The 26,940-nt window shown below is 71.8% G+C and carries 26 protein-coding genes and 1 riboswitch; of the genes, 16 read left to right on the top strand and 10 right to left on the bottom strand.

Annotated features, from left to right (window positions below; translation table 11 throughout):
* The first annotated feature begins 16 nt into the window (after nt 1-16).
* From BLW17_RS10985 to BLW17_RS10950, 8 genes are all read left to right on the top strand, one after another.
* Nucleotides 17-799: an SDR family oxidoreductase gene (locus BLW17_RS10985; RefSeq protein ID WP_036701676.1), complete on the top strand. Its 783-nt coding sequence runs from the start codon at nt 17-19 to the stop codon at nt 797-799.
* Nucleotides 800-858: 59 nt separating this feature from the next.
* The gene (locus tag BLW17_RS10980) at nt 859-1,962 is read left to right on the top strand and encodes an ABC transporter ATP-binding protein (protein ID WP_231572795.1); all 1,104 of its coding nucleotides are present in this window, start codon (nt 859-861) and stop codon (nt 1,960-1,962) included.
* A gap of 59 nt (nt 1,963-2,021) precedes the next feature.
* Nucleotides 2,022-2,255 (top strand): hypothetical protein, encoded by a 234-nt coding sequence (locus BLW17_RS10975; RefSeq protein WP_036701680.1) that lies wholly within the window; start codon nt 2,022-2,024, stop codon nt 2,253-2,255.
* Between the two features lie 71 nt (nt 2,256-2,326).
* Nucleotides 2,327-2,416: riboswitch (glycine riboswitch) on the top strand.
* 121 nt (nt 2,417-2,537) lie between these two features.
* A complete protein-coding gene (gene gcvT, locus BLW17_RS10970) occupies nt 2,538-3,638 on the top strand; it encodes a glycine cleavage system aminomethyltransferase GcvT (protein ID WP_036734146.1) in 1,101 nt (366 codons plus the stop codon).
* A gap of 13 nt (nt 3,639-3,651) precedes the next feature.
* Nucleotides 3,652-4,008, top strand: coding sequence for a glycine cleavage system protein GcvH (gene gcvH, locus BLW17_RS10965; RefSeq protein WP_036734159.1), 357 nt, complete (start codon nt 3,652-3,654; stop codon nt 4,006-4,008).
* A 78-nt stretch (nt 4,009-4,086) separates the two neighbouring features.
* A complete protein-coding gene (locus BLW17_RS10960) occupies nt 4,087-4,446 on the top strand; it encodes a VOC family protein (RefSeq protein WP_036734144.1) in 360 nt (119 codons plus the stop codon).
* Between the two features lie 15 nt (nt 4,447-4,461).
* Nucleotides 4,462-7,314, top strand: a complete 2,853-nt coding sequence (gcvP, locus tag BLW17_RS10955) for an aminomethyl-transferring glycine dehydrogenase (protein ID WP_036734142.1) — start codon at nt 4,462-4,464, stop codon at nt 7,312-7,314.
* A gap of 81 nt (nt 7,315-7,395) precedes the next feature.
* A complete protein-coding gene (locus BLW17_RS10950) occupies nt 7,396-7,701 on the top strand; it encodes an excalibur calcium-binding domain-containing protein (RefSeq protein ID WP_052176442.1) in 306 nt (101 codons plus the stop codon).
* A gap of 215 nt (nt 7,702-7,916) precedes the next feature.
* Here the strand turns inward: BLW17_RS10950 and BLW17_RS10945 are convergent, their stop codons facing one another.
* The 3 genes from BLW17_RS10945 to BLW17_RS10935 are packed head-to-tail and all read right to left on the bottom strand — an operon-like array spanning nt 7,917 to nt 11,177.
* Nucleotides 7,917-9,236, bottom strand: a complete 1,320-nt coding sequence (locus tag BLW17_RS10945) for an ATP-binding response regulator (RefSeq protein ID WP_036734140.1) — start codon at nt 9,234-9,236, stop codon at nt 7,917-7,919.
* The gene (locus BLW17_RS10940) at nt 9,236-10,399 is read right to left on the bottom strand and encodes an FIST N-terminal domain-containing protein (RefSeq protein WP_052176440.1); all 1,164 of its coding nucleotides are present in this window, start codon (nt 10,397-10,399) and stop codon (nt 9,236-9,238) included. The genes BLW17_RS10945 and BLW17_RS10940 overlap by 1 nt, the downstream gene beginning before the upstream one ends.
* Nucleotides 10,400-10,430: 31 nt before the next feature.
* Nucleotides 10,431-11,177, bottom strand: a complete 747-nt coding sequence (locus BLW17_RS10935; protein WP_244507324.1) for a response regulator transcription factor — start codon at nt 11,175-11,177, stop codon at nt 10,431-10,433.
* Between the two features lie 265 nt (nt 11,178-11,442).
* On the opposite strand from BLW17_RS10935, the gene BLW17_RS10930 reads away from it, so the two are divergent.
* The 3 genes from BLW17_RS10930 (at nt 11,443) to BLW17_RS10920 (ending at nt 14,009) form a co-directional block, all read left to right on the top strand.
* Complete coding sequence (locus BLW17_RS10930) at nt 11,443-12,483, top strand: ABC transporter substrate-binding protein (protein ID WP_052176439.1); 1,041 nt, start codon at nt 11,443-11,445, stop codon at nt 12,481-12,483.
* 208 nt (nt 12,484-12,691) lie between these two features.
* The gene (locus BLW17_RS10925) at nt 12,692-13,408 is read left to right on the top strand and encodes an ABC transporter permease (protein ID WP_036734138.1); all 717 of its coding nucleotides are present in this window, start codon (nt 12,692-12,694) and stop codon (nt 13,406-13,408) included.
* Nucleotides 13,398-14,009: an ATP-binding cassette domain-containing protein gene (locus BLW17_RS10920; protein WP_036734137.1), complete on the top strand. Its 612-nt coding sequence runs from the start codon at nt 13,398-13,400 to the stop codon at nt 14,007-14,009. Before BLW17_RS10925 ends, BLW17_RS10920 begins: the two co-directional genes overlap by 11 nt.
* Here the strand turns inward: BLW17_RS10920 and BLW17_RS10915 are convergent.
* On the bottom strand, nt 13,990-14,235 hold the full coding sequence (locus BLW17_RS10915) for a hypothetical protein (RefSeq protein ID WP_036734136.1): 246 nt from the start codon (nt 14,233-14,235) through the stop codon (nt 13,990-13,992). The two genes, BLW17_RS10920 and BLW17_RS10915, sit on opposite strands and share 20 nt — an antisense overlap.
* 101 nt (nt 14,236-14,336) lie before the next feature.
* On the opposite strand from BLW17_RS10915, the gene BLW17_RS10910 reads away from it, so the two are divergent.
* Nucleotides 14,337-15,224, top strand: coding sequence for a LysR substrate-binding domain-containing protein (locus BLW17_RS10910; protein ID WP_036707635.1), 888 nt, complete (start codon nt 14,337-14,339; stop codon nt 15,222-15,224).
* 31 nt (nt 15,225-15,255) lie between these two features.
* Here BLW17_RS10910 and BLW17_RS10905 read toward each other — a convergent pair whose 3' ends face one another.
* Together BLW17_RS10905 and BLW17_RS10900 are read right to left on the bottom strand one after the other, a co-directional pair.
* Nucleotides 15,256-16,050, bottom strand: a complete 795-nt coding sequence (locus BLW17_RS10905; protein WP_036734135.1) for a 3-hydroxybutyrate dehydrogenase — start codon at nt 16,048-16,050, stop codon at nt 15,256-15,258.
* A gap of 68 nt (nt 16,051-16,118) precedes the next feature.
* On the bottom strand, nt 16,119-17,036 hold the full coding sequence (locus BLW17_RS10900; protein WP_036734134.1) for a LysR substrate-binding domain-containing protein: 918 nt from the start codon (nt 17,034-17,036) through the stop codon (nt 16,119-16,121).
* A 90-nt stretch (nt 17,037-17,126) separates the two neighbouring features.
* Here BLW17_RS10900 and BLW17_RS10895 point away from each other — a divergent pair, with 90 nt between their 5' ends.
* From BLW17_RS10895 to BLW17_RS10880, 4 genes are read left to right on the top strand one after another with little or no spacing between them, the layout of a single operon-like run.
* The gene (locus BLW17_RS10895; RefSeq protein ID WP_074826565.1) at nt 17,127-17,966 is read left to right on the top strand and encodes an HTD2 family dehydratase; all 840 of its coding nucleotides are present in this window, start codon (nt 17,127-17,129) and stop codon (nt 17,964-17,966) included.
* Nucleotides 17,963-19,129, top strand: coding sequence for an acyl-CoA dehydrogenase family protein (locus tag BLW17_RS10890; RefSeq protein ID WP_036736233.1), 1,167 nt, complete (start codon nt 17,963-17,965; stop codon nt 19,127-19,129). The genes BLW17_RS10895 and BLW17_RS10890 overlap by 4 nt, the downstream gene beginning before the upstream one ends.
* Before the next feature lie 13 nt (nt 19,130-19,142).
* Complete coding sequence (locus BLW17_RS10885; RefSeq protein WP_036707629.1) at nt 19,143-20,258, top strand: CaiB/BaiF CoA transferase family protein; 1,116 nt, start codon at nt 19,143-19,145, stop codon at nt 20,256-20,258.
* Nucleotides 20,255-21,262: a TRAP transporter substrate-binding protein gene (locus tag BLW17_RS10880; RefSeq protein ID WP_081969250.1), complete on the top strand. Its 1,008-nt coding sequence runs from the start codon at nt 20,255-20,257 to the stop codon at nt 21,260-21,262. The genes BLW17_RS10885 and BLW17_RS10880 overlap by 4 nt, the downstream gene beginning before the upstream one ends.
* 75 nt (nt 21,263-21,337) lie before the next feature.
* On the opposite strand, the gene BLW17_RS10875 is transcribed toward BLW17_RS10880, so the two are convergent.
* From BLW17_RS10875 to BLW17_RS10860, 4 genes are read right to left on the bottom strand one after another with little or no spacing between them, the layout of a single operon-like run.
* The gene (locus BLW17_RS10875; RefSeq protein ID WP_052176618.1) at nt 21,338-21,646 is read right to left on the bottom strand and encodes a hypothetical protein; all 309 of its coding nucleotides are present in this window, start codon (nt 21,644-21,646) and stop codon (nt 21,338-21,340) included.
* Between the two features lie 40 nt (nt 21,647-21,686).
* The gene (locus BLW17_RS10870; protein ID WP_074826561.1) at nt 21,687-22,862 is read right to left on the bottom strand and encodes an OpgC domain-containing protein; all 1,176 of its coding nucleotides are present in this window, start codon (nt 22,860-22,862) and stop codon (nt 21,687-21,689) included.
* Nucleotides 22,859-24,982, bottom strand: a complete 2,124-nt coding sequence (gene mdoH, locus BLW17_RS10865) for a glucans biosynthesis glucosyltransferase MdoH (RefSeq protein WP_074826653.1) — start codon at nt 24,980-24,982, stop codon at nt 22,859-22,861. The genes BLW17_RS10870 and mdoH overlap by 4 nt, the downstream gene beginning before the upstream one ends.
* 35 nt (nt 24,983-25,017) lie before the next feature.
* Nucleotides 25,018-26,541, bottom strand: coding sequence for an OpgD/OpgG family glucan biosynthesis protein (locus BLW17_RS10860; protein ID WP_052176426.1), 1,524 nt, complete (start codon nt 26,539-26,541; stop codon nt 25,018-25,020).
* Between the last annotated feature and the right edge of the window lie 399 nt (nt 26,542-26,940).

The following is a 26,940-nucleotide window of genomic DNA, read 5'->3' as shown; positions in this document are numbered from 1 at the left end:
GGGAAGGAGCGGCGGCATGGATCTGGGCATCAAGGGCAAGACGGCGCTCGTCTGCGCGGCCTCGAAGGGGCTGGGGCGGGGTTGCGCCGAGGCGCTGGCGGCCGAGGGCGTCAACCTCGTCATCAACGCCCGAGGCGAGGCGGCGCTGATCCAGACCGCCTACGCCATCGCCGAGCGCCACCAGGTCACGGTCGAGCCGGTCGCGGCCGACATCACCACCGCGGACGGGCGCGCCCGCGTGCTGGACGCGCTGGGCGGCAAGGCCGACATCCTCGTGACCAACGCCGGCGGCCCGCCGCCCGGGCACTGGACCGACTGGGACCGCGACGACTTCATCCGCGCCATCGACGGCAACATGCTGTCGGCCATCGCGCTGATGCAGGCGCTGGTACCGGGGATGATGGAGCGTGGCTGGGGCCGGGTGGTCAACATCACCTCGGCCGCGGTGCGCGCGCCGATCGCGCAGCTCGGGCTGTCGAACACCGCGCGCACGGGGCTGACCGGCTTCGTCGCCGGCATGGCCCGGCAGGTCGCGGACAAGGGCGTCTGCGTCAACAACCTGCTGCCCGGCATCCACGACACCGACCGGGCGACGGCGCTGGATGCGGGCGTCTCGGCCGCGCAGGGGATCTCGGCCGACGAGGCGCGCGCGCGGCGCGAGGCGACGATCCCGACCCGCAGCTATGGCCGGGCCGAGGACTTCGGCGCCGCCTGCGCGTTCCTGTGTTCCCAGCAGGCGCGGTTCATCGTCGGCCAGAACCTCATGCTGGACGGCGGTGCGCTGAACGTGACCGTGTGAAACTTTACCCTCGCGCCCCGGACTGGTAACGGCTTCCCGACAGGAACCCTCGGATTGCCGTGCCCCATACCCTGACACCCGAGACCCAGGCCCCTGCGCGGCTCGAGGTCGAGCATCTGGTCCGCAGCTTCGGGGGCCGACCGGTGGTGGACGACGTGTCGTTCTCGGTCCCGGCGGGACAGGTCGCCTGCCTGCTCGGCCCGTCGGGCTGCGGCAAGTCCACGACGCTGCGGATCGTGGCGGGTGTGGACATGCAGGACAGCGGCCGGATCCTCGTGGACGGCAAGCTCGTCTGCGACACGGTGTTCCGCATCCCGCCCGAACGCCGGGCGATCGGGATGATGTTCCAGGACTTCGCGCTGTTCCCGCACCTTTCGGTGGCCGAGAACGTGGCCTTCGGCCTCAAGGGCGGGGCCGGGGCGAACCGGGCAAGGGTGGGCGAGCTGCTCGAACGGGTGCAGATGAGCCGTCATGCCGACAGCTATCCGCACGCGCTGTCGGGGGGTGAGCAGCAGCGCGTGGCGCTGGCCCGGGCGCTGGCGCCGAACCCCCGCATCCTGCTGATGGACGAGCCGTTCTCGGGCCTCGACGAGCGGCTGCGCGACGGCATCCGCGACGAAACCCTCGCGCTGCTGAAGGAAGAGGGCACGGCCGTCCTGCTGGTCACGCACGAGCCGCACGAGGCGATGCGGATGGCCGACCAGATCCTGCTCATGCGGAACGGCAAGGTCGTACAGCGCGGGGCGCCCTACAACCTCTACAACGCGCCGGTGGACCGGGCGGCGGCGGCGTTCTTTTCCGACGTTAACGTGCTGGAAGGGGTGGTGCAGGGGGCGCTGACCGACACGCCCTTCGGCGATTTCCTCACCCCCGGCGTGCCGGACGGGACGGCGGTGGACATCGTGATCCGGCCCCAGCACCTCAGGATCGATTTCGACCGCGCCGGCCGCCCCCCGGCGCCGACGCCCGAGAACGGCACCGCCGCGCACGGGGTGGTGCAGCGGGCCCGCTTCCTCGGGCGCGAATCGCTGGTCGAGTTCCGCATGGACCACGACGGCTCGATCCTGCGCGCCACCGTCCCCGCGGTGTTCCTGCCCGATCCGGGCACGCCCATGTGGCTGATGCTGCGCCGCGACCGCGCCTTCGTCTTTCCCCGCCGCTGAAGGCCGGAACCCCGGCCCCGACCCGCGGTTGACCCCGAGGATCAGCACAGGAGGCCGCCATGCCGCGCGGGGACAAGGACGCCTACACCGATAAGCAGAAGCGCAAGGCCGCCCATATCGCCGAGGGCTACGAAGAGCGCGGCATGAGCGAGGCGCGCGCCGAGGAGATCGCTTGGGCCACCGTCAACAAGCAGGACGGCGGCGGCAACGAATCCGGTTCAGGACGCGAAACCAGCCGATCCGAGGCCGCCCGCAAGGGGTGGGAGACGCGGCGCAAAAACGGCAACGCCTGACGGCGCGACCCGCGCGTCACCGGGCGCCTAACAAAGCTCTTGCCAGCCCGCCCCCCGCCCCGCTACGAAAGTCGTGGATACCGGGAGACGCTGGCGCTTTCCCAGGGCCGAAGGAGCAGCCGCCCCGGCAAACTCTCAGGCAAAAGGACCGGGTCCCGCATCGAACTCTGAAGAGTGGCCGCGACCCGGCCCGCCGAAGGATCACGATCTCAGGCGCCCGTTCGCGGGCAGGGACAGAGGGGGCATCGTTGACCAGCGGCCTGCGGGCCGGGGAGGATGCCTATGGATGCGCTGAAACGCACCCCGCTTTACGCTCTGCACGTCGCGCTCGGCGCGCGCATGGTGCCCTTTGCCGGATGGGAGATGCCGGTCCAGTATCCGCTCGGCGTGCTGGGTGAGCATCTGCACACCCGGAAGGCGGCGGGGCTCTTCGACGTGAGCCACATGGGGCAGGTGATCCTCGGCACCCGTGACGCGGCCGCGCGGCTCGAGGCGCTGGTTCCGGCCGATCTCGTCGGACTGCCCGAGGGGCGGCAGCGCTACGGGCTGTTCACCGCCGAGAGCGGCGGGATCCTCGACGACCTGATGATCGCCAACAAGGGCGACCACCTGCTTCTGGTCGTGAACGCCGCGCGGGTGGCCGAGGACATCGCTCATCTCGAGGCAGCGGGCCTTAGACCCGAGGTCGTGACCGACCGCGCCCTGCTGGCGTTGCAGGGCCCGGCGGCCGAGGCGGCGCTGGCGCGGCTGATGCCCGAGGTGGCGGAGATGCGCTTCATGGACGTCCGCGACCTCGCGTGGGAGGGCGAGACCCTGTGGGTCAGCCGCTCGGGCTATACCGGCGAGGACGGCTTCGAGATTTCGGTCCCCGAAGCCCGCGCCGAGGCCTTCGCGCGCGCCCTGCTGGACCAGCCCGAGGTCGAGGCCATCGGCCTTGGCGCGCGCGATTCGCTGCGGCTCGAGGCCGGGCTGCCGCTCTACGGGCACGACATGGATGAGGGCGTGAGCCCGGCCCGCGCGGGCCTCGGCTGGTCGATCCCCAAGGTCCGCCGCGCGGGCGGCGAGCGGGCGGGCGGCTTCCCCGGCGCCGAGGCGGTGCTGGCCGAGCTCGGCCGCGCCCCCATCACCCGCCGCGGGCTGCGCCCCGAGGGCCGCGCCCCGATCCGCGAGGGGGTGGAGCTTTTCGCCGACGCCGAGGGCGGCGCGCCCATCGGCCGCGTGACCTCGGGCGGGTTCGGCCCCTCCCTCGGCGCGCCGGTGGCGATGGCGAGCCTGCCCGCCGACCTGCCCGAGGGCGCGACGGTCTTTGCCGAGTTGCGCGGGCGTCGCATCCCGGCCACCCTCGTGCCGATGCCCTTCGTTTCCCCCACCTACAAGCGCTGAAAGGCCGCCCATGCTGAAATATACCGAAGACCACGAATGGCTGCGCGCCGAGGGCGAGCAGATCGTCGTCGGCATCACCCGCCACGCCAGCGAGCAGCTGGGCGACGTGGTGTTCATCGAACTGCCCGAGGTCGGCCGCGAGGTCGAGGCGGGCGAGGAGGTCGTGGTGATCGAGTCGGTCAAGGCCGCGTCCGACATCGTGGCCCCGGTCGCGGGCACCATCACCGCGGTGAACGCGCCGCTGGCCGACGCGCCCGGCGACGTGAACGCCGACCCGATGATGGCGTGGTTCTTCGCCATCACGCCGAAGGACGGCATCGACCTCGACGGGTTCATGGACGAGGATGCCTACAAGGCATTGATCGGCTGACCGCCGCCACAGGGGGGCCTTGCGTCCCCCATGAGCCTGCCGGGTCATTCCCCCCGCAGGATATTTGGGCAGGACAGAATGACGGTGCTGCGGATCATCCCGAACCTGACGGCGCCCGACCCGGCCGCGCTCGGGCGGTTCTGGGCCGAGGTGCTGGGCCTCGCACCGGTCATGGATCACGGCTGGATCGTGACCCTCGCCGGCGGGCCCCGAACTGCAGGCAAGACCGCGCAGCTCAGCCTCGCCGCCGAGGGCGGGGCGGGGACGCCGGTCCCGGCGGTGTCGATCGAGGTCGATGACCTCGACGCCTGCCATGCCCGGGCGCTCGCCGCCGGCGGCACCGTTACCCACGGCCCGGTCGCCGAGGACTGGGGCGTGCGCCGGTTCTTCCTGCGCGATCCCGCCGGCAATCTCGTCAATCTTCTCAGCCACCGCTGACGTGAGGCACTTCCGATGACCCGCTGGACCCCGACCGACTACAACCCCGACGATTTCGCCAACCGCCGCCACATCGGCCCCTCGCCCGCCGAGATGGAGGAGATGCTGTCCACGCTGGGCTGCGGCAGCCTCGACGAGCTGATCGACCAGACCGTGCCGCGCTCGATCCGGCAGGAGGGGGCGCTGGACTGGCCGGCGCTGTCCGAGCGTGAGCTGCTGGCGAAGATGCGCGAGGTGGCGGGGCGGAACCGGGTGATGACCTCGCTGATCGGGCAGGGCTATTACGGCACCGTCACGCCGCCGGCGATCCAGCGGAACATCCTTGAAAATCCCGCCTGGTACACCGCCTACACCCCCTATCAGCCCGAGATCGCGCAGGGGCGGCTCGAGGCGCTCTTGAACTATCAGACCATGGTCGCCGACCTGACCGGGCTGCCGGTGGCGAACGCCTCGCTTCTGGACGAGGCGACGGCGGCGGCCGAGGCGATGGCGATGGCGCAGCGGGTGGCGAAGTCGAAGGCGGGGGCGTTCTTTGTCAGCGAGAACCTGCACCCCCAGACCATCGCGGTGATCGAAACGCGCGCCGCGCCGCTGGGGATCGAGATCATCCGCGGCGCCCCCGAGGACTGCGATCCGACCCGCGTGTTCGGCGCGATCTTCCAGTATCCGGGCACCTTCGGCCACATCCGCGACCTGACCGCCGAGTGCGCCGCGCTGCAAAAGGCGGGCGCGGTGGCGGTGGTGGCGACCGACCTGCTGGCGCTGACGCTGCTGAAAGAGCCGGGCGCGATGGGGGCGGACATCTGCGTGGGGTCGAGCCAGCGCTTCGGGGTGCCGATGGGCTACGGCGGGCCGCACGCCGCCTTCATGTCCTGCCGCGACGAGATGAAGCGGGCGATGCCGGGCCGGATCGTCGGCGTGTCGGTGGATGCCGCGGGCCGGCCGGCCTATCGGCTGGCGCTGCAGACCCGCGAGCAGCATATCCGCCGCGAAAAGGCCACCAGCAACGTCTGCACCGCGCAGGCGCTGCTGGCAGTGATGGCCTCGTTCTACGGTGTCTTCCACGGGCCGGTCGGGCTCAAGGCCATCGCCCAGCGGGTGCACCTGCACGCCGTCACCCTGGCCAATGCCCTGCGCGCCGCGGGGGCCGAGGTCGAGCCCGAGGCGTTCTTCGACACGCTGACCGTGCGGGTGGGCGTGGGGCAGGCGGGCATCGTCGCCGCCGCCGAACAGCGCGGGATCAACCTGCGCCGCGTGGGGCGCGACCGGGTCGGCATCTCGCTGGACGAGACGACCGATGCGGGCGTGATCGCCCGCGTGCTCGACGCCTTCGGCATCACTGATCCGGCCGAGCCCGCGACGGCGCCGGCGATCCCCGAGGCGCTCTTGCGCGAGAGCGACTTCATGACCCACCCGGTCTTTCACATGAACCGGGCGGAATCCGAGATGATGCGCTATATGCGCCGCCTCTCGGACCGCGACCTCGCGCTCGACCGGGCGATGATCCCGCTCGGGTCGTGCACGATGAAGCTGAATGCCGCGGCCGAGATGATGCCGCTGACCTGGCCCGAGTTCGGCGCCCTGCACCCCTTCGCCCCCGAGGCTCAGGCGGCGGGGTATCACGAGATGTTCGCCGACCTCACCGAAAAGCTCTGCGAGATCACCGGCTATGATGCGTTCTCGCTGCAGCCCAACTCGGGCGCGCAGGGGGAATATGCGGGGCTTCTGACCATCGCCGCCTATCACCGCGCCAATGGCGACGATCAGCGCGACGTCTGCCTGATCCCGACCAGCGCGCACGGCACCAACCCGGCCAGCGCGCAGATGGCCGGGATGCGCGTCGTGGTGGTCAAGTCGGCGCCGAACGGCGACATCGACCTCGAGGATTTCACCGACAAGGCGGCCGCGGCCGGCGACCGTCTGGCGGCGGTGATGATCACCTATCCCTCGACCCACGGCGTCTTCGAAGACACCGTGCGCGAGGTCTGCCGCATCACCCACGAGCACGGCGGTCAGGTCTATATCGACGGCGCGAACATGAACGCGCTCGTGGGCCTCGTGAAGCCCGGCGAGATCGGCGGCGATGTGAGCCACCTCAACCTGCACAAGACCTTTGCCATCCCGCATGGCGGCGGCGGGCCGGGGATGGGCCCGATCGGGGTCAAGGCGCATCTGGCGCCGCATCTGCCGGACGACCCGCGCACGGGCGCGGGCGACATCGGCGGCGCAGTATCGGCCGCGCCGTGGGGGTCGGCGTCGATCCTGCTGATTTCCTGGGCCTATATCCTCATGATGGGCGGCGCCGGGCTGACCCAGGCGACGCGGGTGGCGATTCTCAACGCCAACTATATCGCCGCCCGGTTAAGCGGCGGTTACCCGATCCTGTTCATGGGCAACCGCGGTCGCGTGGCGCATGAGTGCATCGTCGATACCCGCGTCTTCGCCACCCACGGCGTGACCGTGGACGACATCGCCAAGCGCCTGATCGACAACGGTTTCCACGCCCCCACGATGAGCTGGCCGGTGGCCGGCACGCTGATGGTGGAACCGACGGAATCCGAGACCAAGGCCGAACTCGAGCGCTTCATCACCGCGATGATGGCGATCCGCGACGAGATCACCGAGGTTGCCGAAGGCCGCATCGAGGCCGCGCAGAGCCCCCTGCGCCACGCCCCGCACACGGTCGAGGATCTGGTCGTGGACGACTGGGACCGGCCCTACTCGCGCCAGCAGGGCTGCTTCCCGCCCGGCGCCTTCCGGGTGGACAAGTACTGGCCGCCGGTCGGCCGGGTCGACAACGTTCACGGCGACCGCAACCTGATCTGCACCTGCCCGCCGGTCGAGAGCTACGCCGAGGCTGCCGAATAGGACAACTCGCCCCACGCCCTCCCGTCGCGTTAAGCTTCGTTAACGGTTTGTTAACGATTCGCTGGTGCAGGGAGGGCGGGGATGCTGCGCTCTGCGGTTTTGCTGCTGCTTCTGGGCCTGCCGGGGCCTGTGTTCGCGCATGGCGGTGGGCTTGATGCCGACGGCTGCCACACCAACCGGAAGACCGGGGACTATCACTGTCATCGCGGCGGAAAGTCGCGTCGGGCGGCGCCGGCGGCGCCGCTGATGCTGATCGATGCTCCGTCGGGCGGCGCCTATCGCAACTGCACCGCGGCGCGCCGGGCCGGCGCCGCGCCGGTGCGCCGGGGCGAGCCGGGCTACGGGCCGCATCTCGACCGCGACAACGACGGGGTGGGGTGCGAGTAGCCGCGCCCGCCGCGCCCTCCCGATCCTTCCGCATCGGCGGGAACCGGCCGCCGTGCCATACGTTGCCGGTTCAGCTTCAACAGAAAGGATAGTCATATGAAGGGCATCGTCGCCTGGCTGCTCGGGGTTCCGGTCATCGTCATCATCGGCCTCTACCTGACCGGGATCTTCTGATCCCCGCTGCCGTGCGGTCCGCCGCACGGCACACCTCCCGCTCACCCGGCCACCCGTGTGAGCACCGCGGCGAGTTCATCCGCCCGCACCGGCTTTTCGATCAGCGGCACCCCCTCGGACGCGCAGGCCCGCGCGATCCCCGGATCGCGCTGCGCCGTGACCATGACCGCCGGCACGACCTGCCCCGCGGCCGCCCGAAGCGCCCGGATCGCCGCGATCCCCGTGTCCCCGTTGTCGAGGTTGTAGTCCGCCAGAATCACGTCCGGCGGATCGTCCTGCCCCATCTCGGCCAGCGCCTCGGCGGTGCCGCCCGTCGCCCGCACCACCATCCCGAGCGTCCGGCCCAGCATCAGCTCATAGGCGCGCCGCATCGCCGGGTCGTTCTCGACCACCAGCGCCACGCGCGACCTCAGCCCCCGCCCCGCGGGGGCGAATGCCACCGCCGCCTCGGCCGGGCCGACCGGCGGCAGGCCCACCCGGAACACCGTCCCGCGGCCCGGCGTGCTCAGCACCTCGAGCGGATGGCCGAGCTTGGTGCAGGCCCGTCGCACGATCGAGAGGCCGAGCCCCATGCCCTGCGGGCCGCCCTCGCGCACCGCGCGCTGGAACTCGTCGAAGATGCGGGCGCGGTCGGCCTCGCCGATCCCCGGGCCGGAGTCGTGCACCTCGAGCCAGACCCGCTTGCCGCGCCGCCGGACGCCCACGACCACCCCCCCGGCCTCGGTGTATTTCAGCGCGTTCGAGACGAGGTTCTGCGCGATGCGGCGCAGAAAGGTCGGATCGCTGTCCACCACCGCCGAGGTCGGCACGAAGCTGAGCCGCAGCCCCGCCGCCTCGGCCACCGGCGCGTATTCGACCGCCAGCCGCTGGAACAGCTCGTCCAGCGCCACCGGGCGGCGGTGAAACTCGATCCGCTGGCTGTCCAGCCGGCTGATGTCGAGGACGGCGTGCATCAGCTCCTCGACCGACTCGAAGGCCCCGCCGAGGCGCGTCGTCAGCTCGCGCTGCACCGGGTCGAGGTCGCTGTCGGCCAGCGCCGACAGATACAGCCGCGCGGCGGCCAGCGGTTGCAGCAGGTCATGACTCGCCGCGCGCAGGAACCGGGTCTTGGAGCGGTTAGCCTCATCCGCCGCCGCGCGGGCCACGGCGAGGTCGCGGTTGCGTTGCGACAGGTCCGCAAGCGCCGCCTCGAGGTCGCGGGTGCGGGCCAGCGCCTCCTGTTCCAGCGCGACGGCGGCCTGAAAGGTGGACCAGGCCGAGCCGCGCGTCTCCTCCAGCCGGTCCACGCGGTGGATCAGCGCCTCGACGATGCGGGCAAGCTTGTCGGCGCGGCGCGCGGGGTCGGGGTCGTCGGGCAGCATCACGGCACCTCGGCGGGGGGCATCAGCGCCAGGCCGACGAAGGTCTGGTTGACGTGCATCCCGCCGTGCTGCTCGCCGTAGGTGTTGAACCCGGCGACGCGGTAGCGCGCAAACAGCGCCGCCATCTGCCCGGTCATGCCCGCCCGCTCGACCGCAAGGCGGCGCAGGATGCAGTCGAAGCCCAGCACCATCAGCGGCTGCCGCGGCAGCGCCTCGAGCGCCTCGGCGAACCCTTGGGTCACGTCGCCCGCCTGGCCGAGCGTCAGCACCGTGCCGGGCTCGATCGCCGACATCAGCCGCAGCGCGCCGCCCTCGCCCACGCCCGAGATGGCGCGGACATGGTGGCGCCGCCCGGTGCGCCAGAGCAGCGGGTGGCGGGCGAAGTCGGTGCGGTCCATCCGTGCCGCATCGAGCCCCGCGAGGCGGGCGTATTCCTGCGCCGCCGGCTCGGCATTCAGCTCGAAGATCTCACGCGCCGCGGGGTCGGCGCGGGTCACCACGGCGCGCTGGGCGGTGGGGGTGAAATGGGCAAAGCTCACCTCGGACACGGCGAGCGTCGTCTCGACCAGCACGAACACCGCCGCGCCGGGCACCGGCCGCCCGCCGGCGATCTGCACGCTGGCGCCGAAGTCGAGCCCGTCGCCCGCCGAGCCCCCCACCACCGGCACCCCCGGCAGGGCGGCGTCGAGCGCGGCGACCAGCACATCCTCGTGCCGGGCCCTGCCGTCGGCCAGCAGGATGCCGAAGAGCTGCGCCCCGGCCCGGTCGGGGAACCCGGCCCTGAGCCGCCGCAGCCGGGCGAGCCACGCCGAAACCGGGATCGACGCCTGATCCTCGAGCGCCACGACCTCGGCGCGGAAGGCGGCGCGCGGAAAGCCGATCGCCACGATGGTGCCGCGCTGATAGCCCGCGGCGCCGATCTCGCCCGCCGACGAGCAGCCGGCGATCTCGGCCCCGGGCAGCGCCGCGGCGAGCGCCTCCGCCACCGGCGCCAGCGTCTCGCGCGGCGAGCCGAAGAGCAGCACCAGCGCCGGGTCGGCAGACGCCAGCCCCGCTGCCAACCGCGCCGCGGCATCCGCCGCGTCGGCCGCCACGCTGAGGCTGACCGGCGCGCCCCATTGGGCGCCTGCGCCGCTGTCGAGGGCCGCTTCCGCGCTGGTCATTGCCCGCCGTCCGCCCGTGCCGGTCCCGCGCTCAGCCCGGCTCGAACAGCCGCGCGCTGTTGGCGAGCAGCACCGCCTGGGTGCGGCGGCGGGCGTTGATCTTGGACATGATCGCGGTGATGTGGGTCTTGACCGTCGCCTCGGCGATCGACAGCTCGTAGCTGATCTCCTTGTTGGCCTTGCCGAGGCAGATCAGCCGCAGGATCTTCATCTGCTGCGGGGTCAGGGTCGCAAAGCGCCGCGCCAGCTCGGCACGCGCCTCGTCCTCGGTCCCCGCCGCCTCGGGCTCGTAGCCGTCGGGAGTGACGCGCTCGCCCTCCCACATCCGGCGCAGGCTGTCGACCAGCGCCTCGCGGCCGAGGGATTTGGAGATGTAGCCCTGCGCCCCCGCGGCCATCGCCGCCGAGATCATCGCGTTCTCGAGGTCGGCCGAGATCATCGTGATCGGCACGTCCGGCAGCTGCCGGCGCAGGGTCACGATCCCCTCGGCCCCGCGCGCGTCGGGCAGGTTGAGGTCGAGGATCACCGCGTCGGGCGCCCCGTGGCTGCGGATCTGTTCCACCGCGGCGGCGAGGCTGCGGGCGGTCCGCACGGTCTTGCGCCCGAAGCTGATCTTGAGCGTCAGGGCGAGGGCGTCGCACATCAGCGGGTGGTCGTCGACGATCAGGATGTCGTTCACCCGGTCGGCCGAGCGCCGGCCGGCAGGCGCGGCGGCCGCGGGCGTGTCGGGGTCGGTGGCCGGTCGGCCGTCAGCCAGCGGACCGGGCGTGGTGGACATGGGCATGGTGTCTGTTCTCCCTGCACCGGACGGATTCTCGTGGGGCGCAGCGATCCTCCGACGCCGCGCCGGTCCGTGCCGGCTGCCCTCAGTCTAGAACCCGCGGGCCGCAGCGCAAGGCTTTGCCGCGCCCCCGACTGCCGAACCTTCCCGGCCCGGCCGGGTGCTTTCGCCGGCGCGCGGCGGCTTTGGTCGGATTGCCTGTCCCCGTCGCGCGTGCCAGCCTTCCGCCGACATCTGCACCCACCCGCGCGAGGTTTCGCCCATGATCCCGATCCGCCACCCCATCCGCCACCTCGCCCGGGCGGCGCTGGCCACGCTGGCGCTGGCCCTGCCCGCCGCGGCCCAGACGGCCGCCCCGGCTGCGGCCCCCACCGCTGTCCCTGCCGCCGAGCAGCCGGTGCTGAAGGTCGGGACGCTCGAGAACGGGACCGTCAGCTGGGAGCTCGAGACGATCAAGGCGCGCGGGCTCGACACCGCCAACGGCTTCAAGCTGGAAACCCTGCCGCTGGCCGGCAACCCCGCGACGCAGGTGGCAATGCAGGGGGGCGAGGTGGACAGCATCGTCTCGGACCTGCTGTGGGTCGCCCAGCAGCGCGGAGCGGGGTCGGATTTCGTGTTCCTGCCCTACTCGACCTCGGTCGGCGGGCTGATGGTCGCCAAGGACAGCCCGGTCCAGACGCTCGCCGATCTCAAGGGCAAGCAGGTCGGGATCGCCGGCGGGCCGGTGGACAAGAGCTGGCTGATCCTGCGCGCGTGGTCGATGCGGCCCGGCAGCCCGACGGGCGGCGAGGACATCGGCAAGGCGACCACCCAGGTGTTCGGCGCCCCGCCGATGATCATGAACGCGCTCGAGACCGGAGAGGTCGCGGCGGCGCTGAACTTCTGGCACTTCCAGGCCAAGATGATGGCCGGCGGGGCGCGCCAGATCCTCGACGTGAACGACGCGGCGAAGGATCTCGGGCTCGACCCGGCGACCCCGCTGCTCGGCTACGTGCTGCGCGAAAGCTGGATCAAGGACCACCCCGACGCGGCGAAGGGGCTGGCCAAGGCGTCGGCCGAGGCCAAACGCATCCTCACCACCGACGATGCGGCGTGGGAGGCGCTGCGCCCGATCATGAAAGCCAAGGACGACGCCCAGTTCGCGGCGCTGCGCGACGGCTGGCGGGCGGGCATCCCCAAGTCGCAGAAGGTCGATGCGGCGGCCGCGCAGAAGATGTTCGGCGTCATGGCCGAGCTGGGCGGCGACGAGCTGACCGGCGGCCTCAAGGAGCTGCCGGCGGGTCTGTTCTGGTCGGGTGAGTAAACCCGCCGCCGCCCTGACGCCCCCGCCCGGCGGGGGCCCTGTGCCTCAGGATGCCCCGCCCCCCGGCGGGGCTGTCGCGGTTGATCCGACGAGTCCGGCGGTTGCGGCGGCGGTTGTCCCGATCACCGCTCCTCCTGCCGACGGGCGATCCGCCACGCCCCGCACACGACGCTGGCCCGGGCTCGTCCCCGGCCTCGTCTCGCTCGCCATGCTGCTGACCGTCTGGGGTATCGCTGCGGCGCTCGGCGACGATCCGCAGCGGCTGCCGTCCCCGGCGCTGGTGCTGACCCGGCTGGTCGAGCTGGCCGTGTCGGGCGAGCTGTGGCTGCATCTCGGCATGACGCTGGGCCGCGTCGGCGCCGCCTTTGCCGCAGCGATGCTGATCGGCGGGGCGCTTGGCCTGTGGATGGGGCGGGTGCCGGCGGCGGACCGCTGGCTCAACCCCTCGCTGCTCGTGCTGCTCAACATCCCGGCGCTGGTGGTGATCGTCCTCTGCTACATCTGGATCGGCCTGAACGAGACCGCCGCGGTTCTCGCCGTCGCCCTGAACAAGATCGCGGTCGTCGCGGTGCTGCTGCGCGAGCAGGCGCGGGCGCTGCGCCCGGACCTCGACGACATGGGGCGGGTGTTCGGCATGGGGCCGGTGGCCCGGCTGCGCCACATCGTCCTGCCGCAGCTGGCCCCCGCCATCGCCGCCGCCGCGCGCTCGGGCGTCGCGCTGATCTGGAAGATCGTGCTGGTGGTCGAGTTCCTCGGCCGCTCGAACGGCGTCGGCTTCAAGATCCACCTCGCGTTTTCCAACTTCGACGTACCGCGGCTGCTGGCCTGGTCGCTCGCCTTCGTCGCGGTGATGCTGGCGCTCGACCTCATGGTGCTGCGCCCGTGGCAGGCCCGCGCCAACCGGTGGAGGGACGATGCGGCTTGAGATCGACGGCCGCGCCTTCGGCGAACGGCAGGTGCTGGGGCGGGTCTCGCTCAGCCTCGGGCGGGGCGAGCGGGTGGCGCTGCTCGGCCCGTCGGGGATCGGCAAGACCACGCTGATGCGGATCGTCGCCGGGCTGGACCGGGGCTTTCAGGGCCGCCGCGAGGTGCCCGAGCGGCTGGCGATGGTGTTTCAGGAACCGACCCTGCTGTCCTGGCGCAGCGCCGCCGCGAACCTGACCCTGCCGACGGGGGCGAGCGCGGCCGAGGCCGCGCGCCTCATGGCCGCGGTGGGGCTCGCCGGGCGCGAGGCCGCCTATCCGCGGCAGCTCTCGCTAGGCCAGCAGCGGCGGCTGGCGCTGGCCCGGGCCTTTGCCGCGCGGCCGGACATCCTGTTGATGGACGAACCCTTCGCCTCGCTGGATGCCGAGACCGCGGGGCGGATGCTCGAGCTGACCGACCGGCTGCTGGGCGACAGCGGGGCGGGGCTGATCCTCGTCACCCACGATCCCGCCCATGCCGCGCGGTTGGGCGCGCGGGCGCTGACCCTCTCGGGCGCGCCCGCGACGCTGGCCGCGGCGCCCGTCACCAGTGCCAGCCGCTGAGGGTGCTGTCGGGGCGGCCGTAGCTGACGAACACCCGCCCGCCGTTCTCGTGCCGGGCGAGCGGCAGCCCGCCGTCCACGCCCACATCCGCACGCAGGTCCGCGGGCAGTTCGGCCAGCGTCTCGCGGCAGGCGGTCCGGGTCCGCCAGTGGCTCAGGCGCGCCGCCCAGTCGGACAGCCGCCATCCGCGCACGGCCGGGGCCGCGCCGCAATCGATCGTGCTCATGATATTGATCCTTCAAGCAAGGCTTGATGCCTGTACCGAAGATGCTAGCTTTCGCCGTGCAATACCAACGAAACGCCGGGATGGGGGCATAAGCCGGGCTGATGGACGAGTTGCCGCCTCTCGCCGCCATCCGGGTCTTCGACGCGGTCGCGCGGCGGATGTCGTTCACCGCCGCCGCGGGCGATCTGGGGATGACCCAGGCCGGGGTCAGCTATCAGATCCGCCTGCTCGAGGATCGGCTCGGGGCGGCGCTCTTCCTGCGCAAGCCGCGCGGGATCGAGCTCACCGCGCTGGGCGCGCGGCTGGCGCGGCCGACGCACGAGGCGTTCGACACCCTGCGCGGCGCCTTCGGCCCGCAGAACGAGACCGAGACGCTGTCGATCTCGGCCCTGCCGACGATGGCGGGGAACTGGCTCTCGCAGCGGCTGGGGCGGTTCCAGATCGAGAACCCGGGGCTGGCCGTCCGGCTCGACAGCTCGGCGCATCTGGTCGATTTCGCGCGCGAGGACATGGACGTGGCGATCCGCTGCGGCGCCGGCGACTGGCCCGGCCTGATCGCGCACCGCCTGTTCGAGGTGGATTTCGCCCCCATGCTGTCGCCGGCGATGGCCGCGGCCCACGGGCCCTTCACCGATCCCGCCCAGATCATGCCGCTGCCCTGGGTCAGCCCGCGCGATCCGACCTGGGACCTGTGGCTGGCCGCCGCGGGGATCGAGCGGAACTGCGAGCCCTGCGCCGCGCGCACCGCGCTCGAGCTGAACGTGCAGCTGCACGAGGCCCGCGCGGCGATGGCGGGCGAGGGGGTGGCGCTGCTCACCCCGCGGTTCTTCCGCTTCGAGCTGGCGACCGGGGCGCTGGTCCAGCCGTTCGAGACGCTGGGCACCAACGGCCGGGCGTATTTCCTGGTCTACCCTCCAGCGCGGCGGAACCGCCCGGCGATCCGCGCCCTGCGCCGGTTCCTGATGGCCGAGGTCGCCGCGGACGCCTGACGCCCGCGCACGGACGCCTGAGCGGGGCGGCTTACATCGCCGTCCAGCCGCCATCGACCGAGATCGTCGTCCCGGTAATCTGCGCCGCCGCGTCCGAGCACAGGAAGACCGCCGTGCCGCCCATCTGCTCGACGGTGGCGAACTCGCCCGAGGGCTGGCGCGCCAGCATGACCTTGGCGATCACGTCCTCGCGGCTCATCTTGTGGGTCTTCATCTGGTCGGGGATCTGCGCCTCGACGATCGGGGTCAGCACGTAGCCCGGGCAGATGGCGTTGCAGGTGATGCCCTCGCCCGCGGTCTCGAGCGCGGTGACCTTGGTCAGCCCGACGATCCCGTGCTTGGCCGCGACATAGGCGGATTTGTAGGGCGAGGCGGTCAGCCCGTGCGCCGAGGCGATGTTGACGACCCGCCCCCAGCCCTTGCCCCGCATCAGCGGCAGCGCCGCGGCGGTGGTGTGGAAGGCCGACGACAGGTTGATCGCCAGGATCGCGTCCCATTTCTCGGTCGGAAACTCGGGGATCGGGGCGACGTGCTGGATGCCGGCGTTGTTCACGAGGATTTCGCAGCCGCCGAGCTTCTCGGCCGCCTGCGTCACCAGCGCCCGGCAGTCGTCGGGCTTGCTCATGTCGGCGGCCAGATAGATCACCTCGACCCCGTGCTTCCGGGCGAGGTCGCGGGCCATCGCGTGATCCTCGTCCCGGTCGGTGAAGCTGTTGATGGCGAGCTTGGCGCCCGCCGCGGCGAGCGCCTCGGCCACGCCCAGACCGATGCCGCTGTTCGACCCGGTGACGACGGCGACCTTGCCCGCCAGACTCTTCTCGACCATGATGCGCGCTCCCTGATGCTGCGGGTGCAGAATATGCCGATGCGAGGCAGAGTAAAGCGCGGGGCCGGTCAGGCGCCCTCGGCGCGTTCGACGCCGCCCGCGCGCATCGCCATCAGCGCCTCGACCAGTGCGCGGGCCGGGCGGGGCAGGGGGCTGCCCGCGCGCCAGACCACGCAGCGGTCGCGCAAGGCCCAGTCCTCGGTCAGCCCCACCAGCGCGATCCGCATCGTCTGCGCGTGCCGGCGCCCGGCCGACTCGGGGACGACGCCGATCCCGACTCCGCCCTCGACCATCCGGCACATCGCCTCGAAGCTGCGGACCTTGACGCGCAGCGCCCGGTCATAGCCGTGCCGTGCCATCAGCCCGCGCAGGAACGCGAGCAGGGTCGAGCCCTCGTGCAGGCCGATATGCGCAAACCCCAGCGTCTCGGCAAAGCCCACCGGCCCGGCGGCGGCCAGCGGATGCCCCAGCGGCGCCGCCAGCACCAGCCGGTCGGTCGAGAACACCGCCCGCTCGAGCCCCGACCAGTCGAGATCGCCCGAGACGATCCCGAGGTCCGCGGCCCCGTCGCGCACCCCGCCCAAGATGTCGTCGGTCAGCCGCTCCTGCAGGTCCACCGTGACCCGCGGGCGGGTGACGAGGAAGCGCGCCAGCACCTCGGGCATGAACTCGGTCACCGCGGTGGTGTTGGCCAGCACCCGCAGGTGCCCCGCCTCGGCCGCGCCCTCGCCGGCGAGCTCGTCGCGCATCGCCTCGACCTGGCGCAGCACGATGCGGGCGTGGCGCAGCATCACCGTTCCCGCCTCGGTCAGGGTGACGCCGCGGTTGCCGCGCACCAGCAGCGGCTGCGGCAGCCCCGCCTCGAGCGCCCGGATGCGGGCCGAGGCGGCGGGCGGCGACAGGAACGCGGCGCGCGCGCCCTGGGTGAGGTTTCCGGCCTCGGCCACCGCCACGAACAGCCGCAGGTCGTCCAGATCGACGCGCATCCCGTATTCCACCCAGCCGAACGCGAGCTTAGTGAAAGGCGAATTGGCCGAACGCGCAACCCCTGCCATAACCGGGGGCGGAGGCACCTGATGACCCGACAGACCGACTGGATCGGCCGCACCGAGACGGCGACCGAGACCCTGCGCCCGTTCCCCGCCGACGCGCTGGCCGCGACGCTCGACCGCGACGAACGCTACCCCGAGGGCGCCCCGCTGCCCGATCTGTGGCACTGGCTCTATTTCCTGCCGCTGCACAAGCTGTCCGAGAGCGGCCGTGACGGCCACGCCGCGCGGGGCGGGTTCCTGCCCCCGGTGCCTTTGCCGCGGCGGATGTGGGCCGGCTCGCGCTTCCGCTTTCATGCACCGCTCAGGGTGGGGGCGCAGGCGACGAAACGCTCGACCATCCTCAAGGTCGAGGAAAAGCAGGGGCGCAGCGGGCCGCTGTGCTTCGTGACCGTGGGGCATGAGCTGTTCGACGGCGGGACGCTGTGCATCGCCGAGGAACACGACATCGTCTACCGCGAGGATCCCGCCCCCGGCGCGCCCGCCCCCGCGCCGCAGCCCGCGCCCGAGGGCTCGGCGTTTCACCGCGTCATCTCCCCCGACCCGGTGCTGCTGTTCCGCTATTCGGCACTGACCTTCAACGGCCACCGCATCCACTATGACCAGCCCTACGCCACCGGCGTCGAGGGCTACCCCGGCCTCGTCGTCCACGGCCCGCTGCTGGCGACGCTGCTGATGGACCTGTTGCGGCGTCAGGACATGGGCCGGGTCACGGGCTTCGCCTTCCGGGCGCTCGCCACCATCACCGACACCGCCGATTTCGCGGTCCACGGCGCGCCCCAGCCGGACGGATCGGTGCGCCTGTGGGCGCGCCGGGCCGACGGGGCGCTGGCCATGGACGCCACCGCCACGCTGGAGACCTCATGACCGCCCCCTCGCCGCACGACCCCTATCAGGACATCCGCGACGGCGTCCGCGCGCTTTGCGCCGAGTTCCCGGCCGAATATCATCGCCGCATCGACGCCGAACGCGGCTACCCCGAGGCGTTCGTCGAGGCCCTCACCCGCGCCGGCTGGATGGCGGCGCTGATCCCCGAAGCCTACGGCGGCGCCGGGCTGGGCCTCGCCGAGGCCAGCGTCATCATGGAGGAGATCAACCGCGCCGGCGGCAACTCGGGCGCCTGCCACGGGCAGATGTACAACATGACCACGCTGGTCCGGCACGGCTCGGAAGAACAGCGCCAGCGCTATCTGCCGCGCATCGCGTCGGGCGAGCTGCGGTTGCAGTCGATGGGGGTGACCGAACCCACCACCGGCACCGACACGACGAAGATCCGCACCACCGCGGTCCGCCGCGGCGACCGCTACGTGATCAACGGCCAGAAGGTCTGGATCAGCCGGGTCCAGCACTCGGACCTGATGATCCTGCTGGCGCGGACGACTCCGCTGGCCGAGGTGACGAAGAAATCCGAGGGGATGTCGATCTTCCTCGTGGACATCGCCGACGCGATGGCGCGCGGGATGGAGGTCAAGCCGATCGCCAACATGGTCAACCACGAGACCAACGAACTGTTCTTCGACAACCTCGAGATCCCGGTCGAGAACCTGATCGGCGAGGAGGGCAAGGGCTTCAAGTACATCCTCACCGGGCTGAACGCCGAGCGCACGCTGATCGCCGCCGAATGCATCGGCGACGGCTACTGGTTCACCGACAAGGTGGTCGACTATGCCAAGGAACGCACGGTCTTCGGCCGCCCCATCGGCCAGAACCAGGGCGTGCAGTTCCCCATCGCCGAGGCCTATATCGAGATCGAGGCCGCCAACCTCATGCGGTGGGAGGCCTGCCGGCTCTACGACGCGGGCCAGCCCTGCGGGGCGCAGGCCAACATGGCCAAGTATCTTGCCGCCAAGGCGAGTTGGGAGGCCGCGAACGCCTGCATCCAGTTCCACGGCGGCTTCGGCTTCGCCGACGAATACGACGTCGAGCGCAAGTTCCGCGAGACGCGGCTTTACCAGGTGGCGCCGATCTCGACCAACCTGATCCTCAGCCACATCGCCGAGCACGTGCTCGGCCTGCCCCGGTCCTTCTGATGGGGGGCTTCTGATGCGGGTGCTCGAGGGGCTGACCGTGGTGGCGGTCGAGCAGGCGGTCGCGGCGCCCTTCGCCACCGCGCGGCTCGCCGACGCGGGCGCCCGGGTGATCAAGATCGAGCGCCCCGAGGGCGACTTTGCCCGCGGCTACGACGACGCGGCGAATGGCCTGTCGAGCTATTTCGTCTGGCTCAACCGCGGCAAGGAATCGGTGGCGCTGGACCTGACCTCGGACGCGGGCAAGGCGGCGCTGACGCAGCTCATCGACGGGGCGGATGTGCTGGTGCAGAACCTCAAGCCCGGCGCGCTGGCGCGACTGGGCTTTCCGCCCGAGCGGCTGGCGCGCGACTGGCCGCGGCTCGTCACCTGTTCGATCTCGGGCTACGGCGAGGACGGGCCGATGGCCGCGCGCAAGGCCTATGACCTGCTCATCCAGGCGGAATCGGGGCTGTCCTCGATCACCGGCGGGCCGGACGGCCCGGCGCGGGTGGGCGTCTCGATCGTCGACATCGCCACGGGGGCCACGGCCCACGCCGCCATCCTCGAGGCGCTGATCGGCCGCGGGATCACCGGGCGGGGGACGGCGATCTCGGTCTCGATGTTCGACGTGATGGCCGACTGGCTGACCGTGCCGCTGATGAACCACGAGGCCGGGCGCAGCCCGCAGCGGCTGGGCCTCGCCCACCCCTCCATCGCGCCCTACGGGGTGTTCACCACCGCCGACGGGGTGGCGATCCTCATGTCGATCCAGTCCGACCGCGAGTTCGCGAGCCTTGCCCGCGGCTTTCTGGACGACCCCGGCCTGGCCGCCGACCCGCGCTTTGCCACCAACGTCGCCCGCGTCCGCCACCGGGCCGAGACCGACGCGGCCGTCGCCGCCGCCTTCGCCCGCCGCACGGGGGCCGAGGCGGTCGCGGCGCTCACCGCCGCCGACGTGGCCTTTGCCGCGGTGAATGACATGGCGGGGCTTGCGGCCCACCCGCAGCTGCGCCGCATCACCGTGGAAACACCCGTGGGCCCGGTCCGCTATCCGGCCCCCGCCGCCCGCTTCGCCGGCGCGGACCGCCGCTATGGCCCGGTCCCGGGACTGCCCCAAACATCCGAAAAATCAGGGAGGATAAACGGATGACACTGACCACACTGACCCGCCGTGGGCTGATCGCCGCCGGCGCCGCCGCGCTGGCGCTGACCGGCCTGCCGGCGCTCGCGCAAGAGCCGATCGTCATCAAGTTCAGCCATGTCGTCGCCCCGAACACCCCCAAGGGCAAGGGCGCCGAAAAGTTCAAGGAGCTGGCCGAGCAATACACCAACGGCCGGGTGAAGGTCGAAATCTACCCCAACAGCCAGCTCTACAAGGACAAGGAAGAGCTCGAGGCGCTGCAGCTCGGCTCGGTCCAGATGCTCGCGCCGTCGCTGGCCAAGTTCGGGCCGCTGGGCGTCAGCGCCTTCGAGGTCTTCGACCTGCCCTACATCTTCAAGGACACCGCCGCGCTGCGGAAGGTGACCGAGGGCGAGGTGGGCGAGAAGATGCTGGCGCTGCTTGAGCCCAAGGGCATCAAGGGCCTCGCCTACTGGGACAACGGCTTCAAGATCATGACCGCAAACCGGCCGATGATCATGCCCGACGACTTCCTGGGGCTGAAGATGCGCATCCAGTCGTCCAAGGTGCTCGAGGCGCAGTTCGCCGCACTCGGCGCGGTGCCGCAGGTGATGGCGTTCTCGGAGGTCTATCAGGCCATGCAGACGGGCGTGGTGGACGGGTCCGAGAACACGCCCTCGAACGTCTATACGCAGAAGATGCACGAGGTGCAGAAGCACGCCACGCACTCGAACCACGGTTACATCGGCTACGCGGTGATCGTGAACAAGGCGTTCTGGGACGGGCTGCCCGAAGATATCCGGGCCGAGCTGGACAAGGCGATGGACGAGGCCACGACCTATGCCAACGGCGTGTCCGAGGCCGACAACGCCGCCGCCCTGCAGGCGATCCGCGACGCCGGCACGACCGAGATCCACGAGCAGACCGAGGCAGAGCGCGCGGCCTGGGTCGAGGCGCTGCAGCCGGTCTATCAGCAGATGGAAAGCCGGATCGGCAAGGACACCATCGACATGGTCCGCGCCGCCGCGCAGTAACGGCGGCATCTGGTGAAAAAACCCGCCGCGGGTTCCGCGGCGGGCATTTTCGTCAGGCGCCGGTAACGGCGGAGGTCAGAGCTTGGCGGGGACGACCACGGTGGTCCCGGCGGGCACGGTCGTGGCCGCGGTGCCGGTGCCCTCGCCACGCATCACGCGGAAGCCTTCCTGCCGGCAGATCGCGTCGGCATCGGCGACGCTCATGCTGTTCGGATGCCCGATCGAGCGGTCCCAGGTCACCTGGCTGTGGGTATAGAGCTGGCAGGTGACGGGGCCCGCGGCCGAGGCGACCACGACCGGCGTGGTCTCGTAATCCTTGGGAGAGACCGAGCAGCCGGCCAGCAGGACGGCGCCGAGGGCGGCAGTCAGAGACAGAAACTTCATGGGGTCACCTGGGCGAAAGAGCTACACGGCCCGCTCATAATCACTTCAAGCCATTTTGGAAGCTGTGTTTTCGGACAGTGCCCACGGTCGCCTGCGGCAGCCGGTCGCAGGCCCGCGCGACGGGTCCGCGCCGCCGGTTCAGCCACACCTCGGCCACCAGCCACAGCGCCGCGATCACCCACAGATCGACGGCCGCGCGGTGGGCGGTGCCCGCCCCGCCCAGGTTGCTGCCGAGCGCGTCGCCCACGACCGACAGCAGCACGCAGGCGATGAAGGACACGAGCCCGCCGCGCCCGATCGTCGCCAGCGCCCGCCCCGGGGCGCTCGCCGCGATCCACGCCATCAGCGGGGCGAGCGGCACCGCGACCAGCCAGCTCGCCGCCATGATCGCGGTGTAGCGCACGAGGTCGAGCGACCATTTGTCCACCACCCCCACCGCGTGCCACATCGCGTCGGCCAGCCGCTTGCCCTCGGGGCCGAAGCGCCACAGCACCGCCATCCCGAGGCTGTAGAGCGTGACCCCCGCGGCCAGCGTCGTCAGAACCCCCGCGTGGCGGCGCAGGATCGGCATGAAGCGGTGGCGGAACGCCCCCATCGCCACGCCGCTGAAGAAGAGCATCTGCCAGGCGAAGGGGTTGAAGAGCAGCCCGTTCCCCTCGCGCTGGTTCGGCAGCAGGGCGTTGAGCGGCCCGGCCACCATCCACAGCGCCACCGACCCCGCCGCAAAGGCCAGCGGCCAGCGCAAGAGCAGCGGCACGACCGCCGGCGCGGCGGCCAGCAGCACCACATACAGCGCCAGCACGTCGAGCAGGTTGGGCTGCATCCACATCACCGCCAGTGCCGTGACATAGGCGAGCGGCAGCTCGACGATCCAGCGGGCATACTCGGACCAGATCGCCGTGTGGCCGAGGTCGAGCGCGAAGAGCCCGCGCGAGGTGAGCGCCAGCGCCACGCCCCCCGCAACCAGCGCGAGCCACACCTGCCCCGCGCGGCGCAGGAATCGCCACTGCGCGGCGCGGCGGCCCGACTGCGCCTCGACCTTGACCCACACGAGCCCGACCAGAAACCCCGAGAGCAGCACGAACAGCTCGGCCGCGTCATAGATGGCGAAGTTGGTCAGCGTGAACTGCCGCGCCCATCCGGCGGGGATGTGGTTCAGCATGATGCACACCAGCGCGTAGCCGCGCAGGGCGTCGAGCGTCGCGTTGCGTCTCATCGCGGCAGCGCGGCCCAGCGTTCGAGCAGGGCGGGGTCCGACAGCAGCGCCGCGCGTTCGGCGCGGTCGAGGAACGACAGCGCCTCGGACTGGTTGGCCGCGGCGTCGATCTTGGCGGCGGCGGCGATGGCCGGCAGGCGCTCGGCCGCGGGGCGCGCGGGCAGCGGCGGCAGCAGCGCGGCGTGGCGGGCGCGCAGCCCGGCGTCGGCCCCCAGCGCGGCCGTGGGGTCGTCGTCGCGGCGCAGGCGGCGGGCCTCGGCGGTGGCGGCGGCGATGATCGGGGGGACCCGCCGCTCTTCCGGCGTGACCAAGAGGCCCGCCATCCGCGCCCAGCGTCCGAACACCGGCGAGGCCGTCCAGCGCGAGATCGCCGGCGCGAGGATCAGCCCTGCGAGGATCGGCGACAGCCAGATGAGCTGGCCGGGCGACAGCATCGCCACCACGATCAGGATCGCCAGCCCCGAGGCGACGTGGATGCCGTGCCGCCTGAGCACCAGCCGCCACGGCGGCATCGACCCCTTGCGGACCTGGCTTTCCCAGCCCGAGTTGCGGCCCGAGAGGATCTCGGCGATCTGCCGGGTCTGGATCAGCATCTGGACCGGGGCGATCAGGGCCGAGAGCAGGATCTCGAACAGCGCCGAGGCGAGGGTCCGCGACCGCCCGCCCGCGTTGGCGGCCAGCGGGCGGCGCCAGGCGCGGCCGACGGCCACGAACTTGGGCAGCAGCAGCAGCGCCATCGCGGCCGCGAACAGCCACGTCATGCGGACGGAATCGAAGGTCGGCCAGTCGGGGAAAAGCTGGTAGGTGCGCGGGAAATACTCGGGCCGCGACAGGATCACCTTAGCCGTCAGCGCCAGCCCGACGAGGATCATGGCCAGCCAGATCGGGCTCATCAGGAACCCGAGGATGCCGATGGTGAAATGCACCCGGCTGATGGCCGAGAACCCCCGCGCCCCGATCAGCCGCAGGTGCTGCAGGTTCCCCTGCGCCCAGCGCCGCTCGCGCACCGCCATGTCGAGCAGCGTGGGCGGGCTGCCCTCGTAGCTCGCCCGCAGGTCCCAGTCGAGCCGCACCTTCCAGCCCGCGCGCCGCAAGAGCGCCGCCTCGACGAAGTCATGCGAGAGGATGGTGCCGCCGAAGGGCGGCTCGCCCGGCAGCTCGGGCAGGCCGCAGCAGGCGGCAAAGGCGGGGACGCGGATCATCGCGTTGTGGCCCCAGAAATTGCCGTTGTCGCCCGACCAGGCGGCGACTCCGCGGGCGATCGGCGGGCCGTAGACGCGGCCCGCGAACTGGATCACCCGGGCGAAGAGCGTCTGCCCGCCGACCAGCATCGGGATGGTCTGGATCAGCGCCAGCGCCGGATCGGCGGCCATCCGGGCGCTCATCTCGGCCACCACCTTGCCCGACACCACGCTGTCGGCGTCCAGCACCACCATCTGGTCGTAGCGCCCGCCCCAGCGGCGCACGAACTCGGCGATGTTGCCGGCCTTGCGCCCGGTATTGTCGGTGCGGCGGCGGTACCAGACCGGCAGCGGGCAGGTCTCGCGCAGGGTGGCGACGGCAAGGGTCTCGGCAGCGAAGAACGCGGGGTCGCGGCTGTCCGAGAGGATGAAGATCTCGGCCCGCCCGGCGAGGCCCGCGGCGGCCATCTCGTCGGCGAGCGCGCCGAGCAGGCCGAGGCTTTCGGCGGGGTCCTCGTGATAGACCGGCATCACCACGGCGACGCGGGCGGTGCCCGGGTCGGCGGGGGTGGCGGGGGCGCGGGCGACGAGCCCCGCGAGCATCGAGCAGAAGCTGAACCCGACCCAGCCGAAGGTCAGGGTGAAGAACCCGAGCAGCGCCCATTGCAGCGGCTGGATGCGGTCGCCGAAGACGAGCAGCATCTGCCAGAAGCCCAGCGCCACGATCAGCGCGGCGCCGCCGAAGGCGATGACGCGCGCCAGCACCACCTCGGGGGCGGGGGGCAGGCGCGGCGGGCCGGGGGGCGGGACGGCGCGGAAATCCTGCGCCAGCATCGCCAGCGGCGCTTCGGGTGGGGTGGCGGGCGGGTGCCCGGACGACTGCCCGGATAGGCGCGCGGCCGCATCCGCCGGGGCGTCTGCGGCAAGGGGCTGGGGCACGCCGGCCGCCGGGGCGCCGGTTTCCAGCACCCCGGTCAGCCCCGCGTCCAGCGGTAAAGCCAGGTCTCGCTCATCCGCAGCTGGGCGCTGTCGAGCCGCGCGGAGAGCTCGGCCAGATCGGCGCCACCGGGCACGAACTCGAACGAGAGCCGCATCACCCCCTCGGCCGGCAGGCGGACGACATAGGGGTGGCGAACCTCGCCGGCCGAGGTGGTGACTACCGGCTCGGGGTCGGGCTGGCCGTCGAACGGGGCGAGGTCGAAGTCGATGACGAAGCTGCGCGCGCCCTTGCCGTTGATCGAGGCCCCCGACCTCGACTGGCGCACCTGCGCCGCCGGGTCGTTGTCGCCGGGCGCGAAGCCGAGGCTCAGCTCATAGGCGAAGTCGTGGCGCACGCCGGGGGCGAGCGGCTGGCCGGGCTGCCAGAACGCGACGATGTTGTCGTGGAACTCGCTCTCGACCGGGATCTCGACCAGCACGACGCGGCCCTCGCCCCAGCCGCCCTGCGGGGCGACCCAGGCCGAGGGGCGGCGCTCATAGGCGGCCTCGGCATCCTGGAAGGCGGTGAAGTCGCGGGCGCGCTGCATCAGCCCGAAGCCCTGCGGGTCGCGGTCGGCGAAAGCCGAGATCTGCAGCGCGGCCGGGTTGGCCAGCGCCCGCCAGAGCCGCTCGCCGTTGCCGGTCACCATCTGCAGCCCGTCGCTGTCGTGGACCGCGGGGCGGTAGTCGTCGAAGCTGCCAAGGTCGGCCGGCCCGAACCAGAACATCGAGGTGAGCGGCGCGATCCCCACGTCGGTCAGCTCGCGCCGCGGGAACAGCGCGGCGCGGGTGGCGACGGCGGTATCGGCGCCGGGGGTCAGGACGAACTCATAGGCGCCCGCGACCGACGGGCTGTCGAGCAGCGCCAGCACGGTGACCGAGGCGGCCCCCGGCTCAGGCGTGCGGATCCAGAATTCGCGGAAGGCCGGGAACTCCTCACCCGCCGCGCTGCCGGTGCCGAGCGCGAGGCCGCGCGCGGAGAGGCCATAGACGTTGCCGCGGCCGATGGCGCGGAAGTAGCTCGCGCCCTGGAAGACCGCCATCTCGTCCAGCACGCCGGGACGGTTCAGGACCGTCCGCAGGCGGAAGCCGGACCAGCCCATGTCGCCGGGCGGGGCCGAGGCCGCGTCGGGCGGGAAGCCCTCGGGCGAGAACTCGAACACCGCCGGGTCGAAGGGCAGGTTCCGCGCCACCCCGTTCTCGATCAGGTTGATCCGCACCGGGTCGGTGAACAGCATCCCCGGCGGCAGCAGGTCGAGCCCGAACCCGCCCAGGTCGCGCCAGGGGTCGGCCTCGCGCCGGAAGCGGATGCCGCGGTAGGCGTCATAGCCGAGGTCGGCGAAGGGCGGGGTCAGCTTGGCCTGCGGGCGGACGTAATCGGCGCGCACGAGGTCGGCGGCGATTCGGGCCACATCCTCGAACCCGAAGGGCGCGGGGGGCGCTGCGACGGCCTCGGCCTCGGGCGGAGCGGCCATCTGCGCCCGCGCGCCGGTCGCTGCGACCGACAGGGCGGCGGTCATCGCCCCCAGAAAAACCCGGCGTTCCACTGACGATGCCCCGCAAATCCGACTAGGGTCGCTGCTTAGTGAAACTCGGGCGGCCCCGCAAGGATCGCCGCTGCGGCGCAGCGGAGCCCCGCGTATCCGTTTGGGTCGGCGAGTGGGGGAAAACTTCCCGGGCTGACCCAAGGATAAATTGACCAACCAGACAAATTGGACGTTTATCCGATGCGTGTTTGTTGTATGTTGGTAGGTGCAGCCGACAGGGTCGCGCCGCGCCTTGCGAGACTCGGGTTTGAAGGTCCGCTGTTAACGATCGCCCTTGCAACGCGACGAGCCATCGTTCGTCTGCCGGATTGTTCTTGAGGCGGAGGCGGCAGCGATGCCCCCGAGGCCTCAGGGACAATCCGTCAGTCGCCC

The organism is Paracoccus sanguinis (assembly GCF_900106665.1).
GTDB lineage: Bacteria > Pseudomonadota > Alphaproteobacteria > Rhodobacterales > Rhodobacteraceae > Paracoccus > Paracoccus panacisoli.
Note: the sequence above shows the minus strand (reverse complement) of the source record. Positions and strands in the feature narration are given on the sequence as shown.

Excerpts from the sequence above, each read along its gene's own strand:
- BLW17_RS10885 (WP_036707629.1), top strand. The coding sequence starts at position 19,143 with ATGCGGGTGCTCGAGGGGCTGACCGTGGTGGCGGTCGAGCAGGCGGTC.
- BLW17_RS10920 (WP_036734137.1), top strand. The coding sequence starts at position 13,398 with ATGCGGCTTGAGATCGACGGCCGCGCCTTCGGCGAACGGCAGGTGCTG.
- BLW17_RS10925 (WP_036734138.1), top strand. The coding sequence starts at position 12,692 with ATGCTGCTGACCGTCTGGGGTATCGCTGCGGCGCTCGGCGACGATCCG.
- BLW17_RS10960 (WP_036734144.1), top strand. The coding sequence starts at position 4,087 with ATGACGGTGCTGCGGATCATCCCGAACCTGACGGCGCCCGACCCGGCC.
- gcvT (WP_036734146.1), top strand. The coding sequence starts at position 2,538 with ATGGATGCGCTGAAACGCACCCCGCTTTACGCTCTGCACGTCGCGCTC.
- BLW17_RS10895 (WP_074826565.1), top strand. The coding sequence starts at position 17,127 with ATGACCCGACAGACCGACTGGATCGGCCGCACCGAGACGGCGACCGAG.
- BLW17_RS10880 (WP_081969250.1), top strand. The coding sequence starts at position 20,255 with ATGACACTGACCACACTGACCCGCCGTGGGCTGATCGCCGCCGGCGCC.
- BLW17_RS10950 (WP_052176442.1), top strand. The coding sequence starts at position 7,396 with ATGCTGCGCTCTGCGGTTTTGCTGCTGCTTCTGGGCCTGCCGGGGCCT.
- BLW17_RS10975 (WP_036701680.1), top strand. The coding sequence starts at position 2,022 with ATGCCGCGCGGGGACAAGGACGCCTACACCGATAAGCAGAAGCGCAAG.
- BLW17_RS10905 (WP_036734135.1), bottom strand. The coding sequence starts at position 16,050 with ATGGTCGAGAAGAGTCTGGCGGGCAAGGTCGCCGTCGTCACCGGGTCG.
- BLW17_RS10940 (WP_052176440.1), bottom strand. The coding sequence starts at position 10,399 with ATGACCAGCGCGGAAGCGGCCCTCGACAGCGGCGCAGGCGCCCAATGG.
- BLW17_RS10875 (WP_052176618.1), bottom strand. The coding sequence starts at position 21,646 with ATGAAGTTTCTGTCTCTGACTGCCGCCCTCGGCGCCGTCCTGCTGGCC.
- BLW17_RS10945 (WP_036734140.1), bottom strand. The coding sequence starts at position 9,236 with ATGCTGCCCGACGACCCCGACCCCGCGCGCCGCGCCGACAAGCTTGCC.
- gcvP (WP_036734142.1), top strand. The coding sequence starts at position 4,462 with ATGACCCGCTGGACCCCGACCGACTACAACCCCGACGATTTCGCCAAC.
- BLW17_RS10915 (WP_036734136.1), bottom strand. The coding sequence starts at position 14,235 with ATGAGCACGATCGATTGCGGCGCGGCCCCGGCCGTGCGCGGATGGCGG.
- BLW17_RS10985 (WP_036701676.1), top strand. The coding sequence starts at position 17 with ATGGATCTGGGCATCAAGGGCAAGACGGCGCTCGTCTGCGCGGCCTCG.
- BLW17_RS10860 (WP_052176426.1), bottom strand. The coding sequence starts at position 26,541 with ATGACCGCCGCCCTGTCGGTCGCAGCGACCGGCGCGCGGGCGCAGATG.
- BLW17_RS10890 (WP_036736233.1), top strand. The coding sequence starts at position 17,963 with ATGACCGCCCCCTCGCCGCACGACCCCTATCAGGACATCCGCGACGGC.
- BLW17_RS10900 (WP_036734134.1), bottom strand. The coding sequence starts at position 17,036 with ATGCGCGTCGATCTGGACGACCTGCGGCTGTTCGTGGCGGTGGCCGAG.
- BLW17_RS10870 (WP_074826561.1), bottom strand. The coding sequence starts at position 22,862 with ATGAGACGCAACGCGACGCTCGACGCCCTGCGCGGCTACGCGCTGGTG.
- BLW17_RS10930 (WP_052176439.1), top strand. The coding sequence starts at position 11,443 with ATGATCCCGATCCGCCACCCCATCCGCCACCTCGCCCGGGCGGCGCTG.
- BLW17_RS10935 (WP_244507324.1), bottom strand. The coding sequence starts at position 11,177 with ATGTCCACCACGCCCGGTCCGCTGGCTGACGGCCGACCGGCCACCGAC.
- BLW17_RS10910 (WP_036707635.1), top strand. The coding sequence starts at position 14,337 with ATGGACGAGTTGCCGCCTCTCGCCGCCATCCGGGTCTTCGACGCGGTC.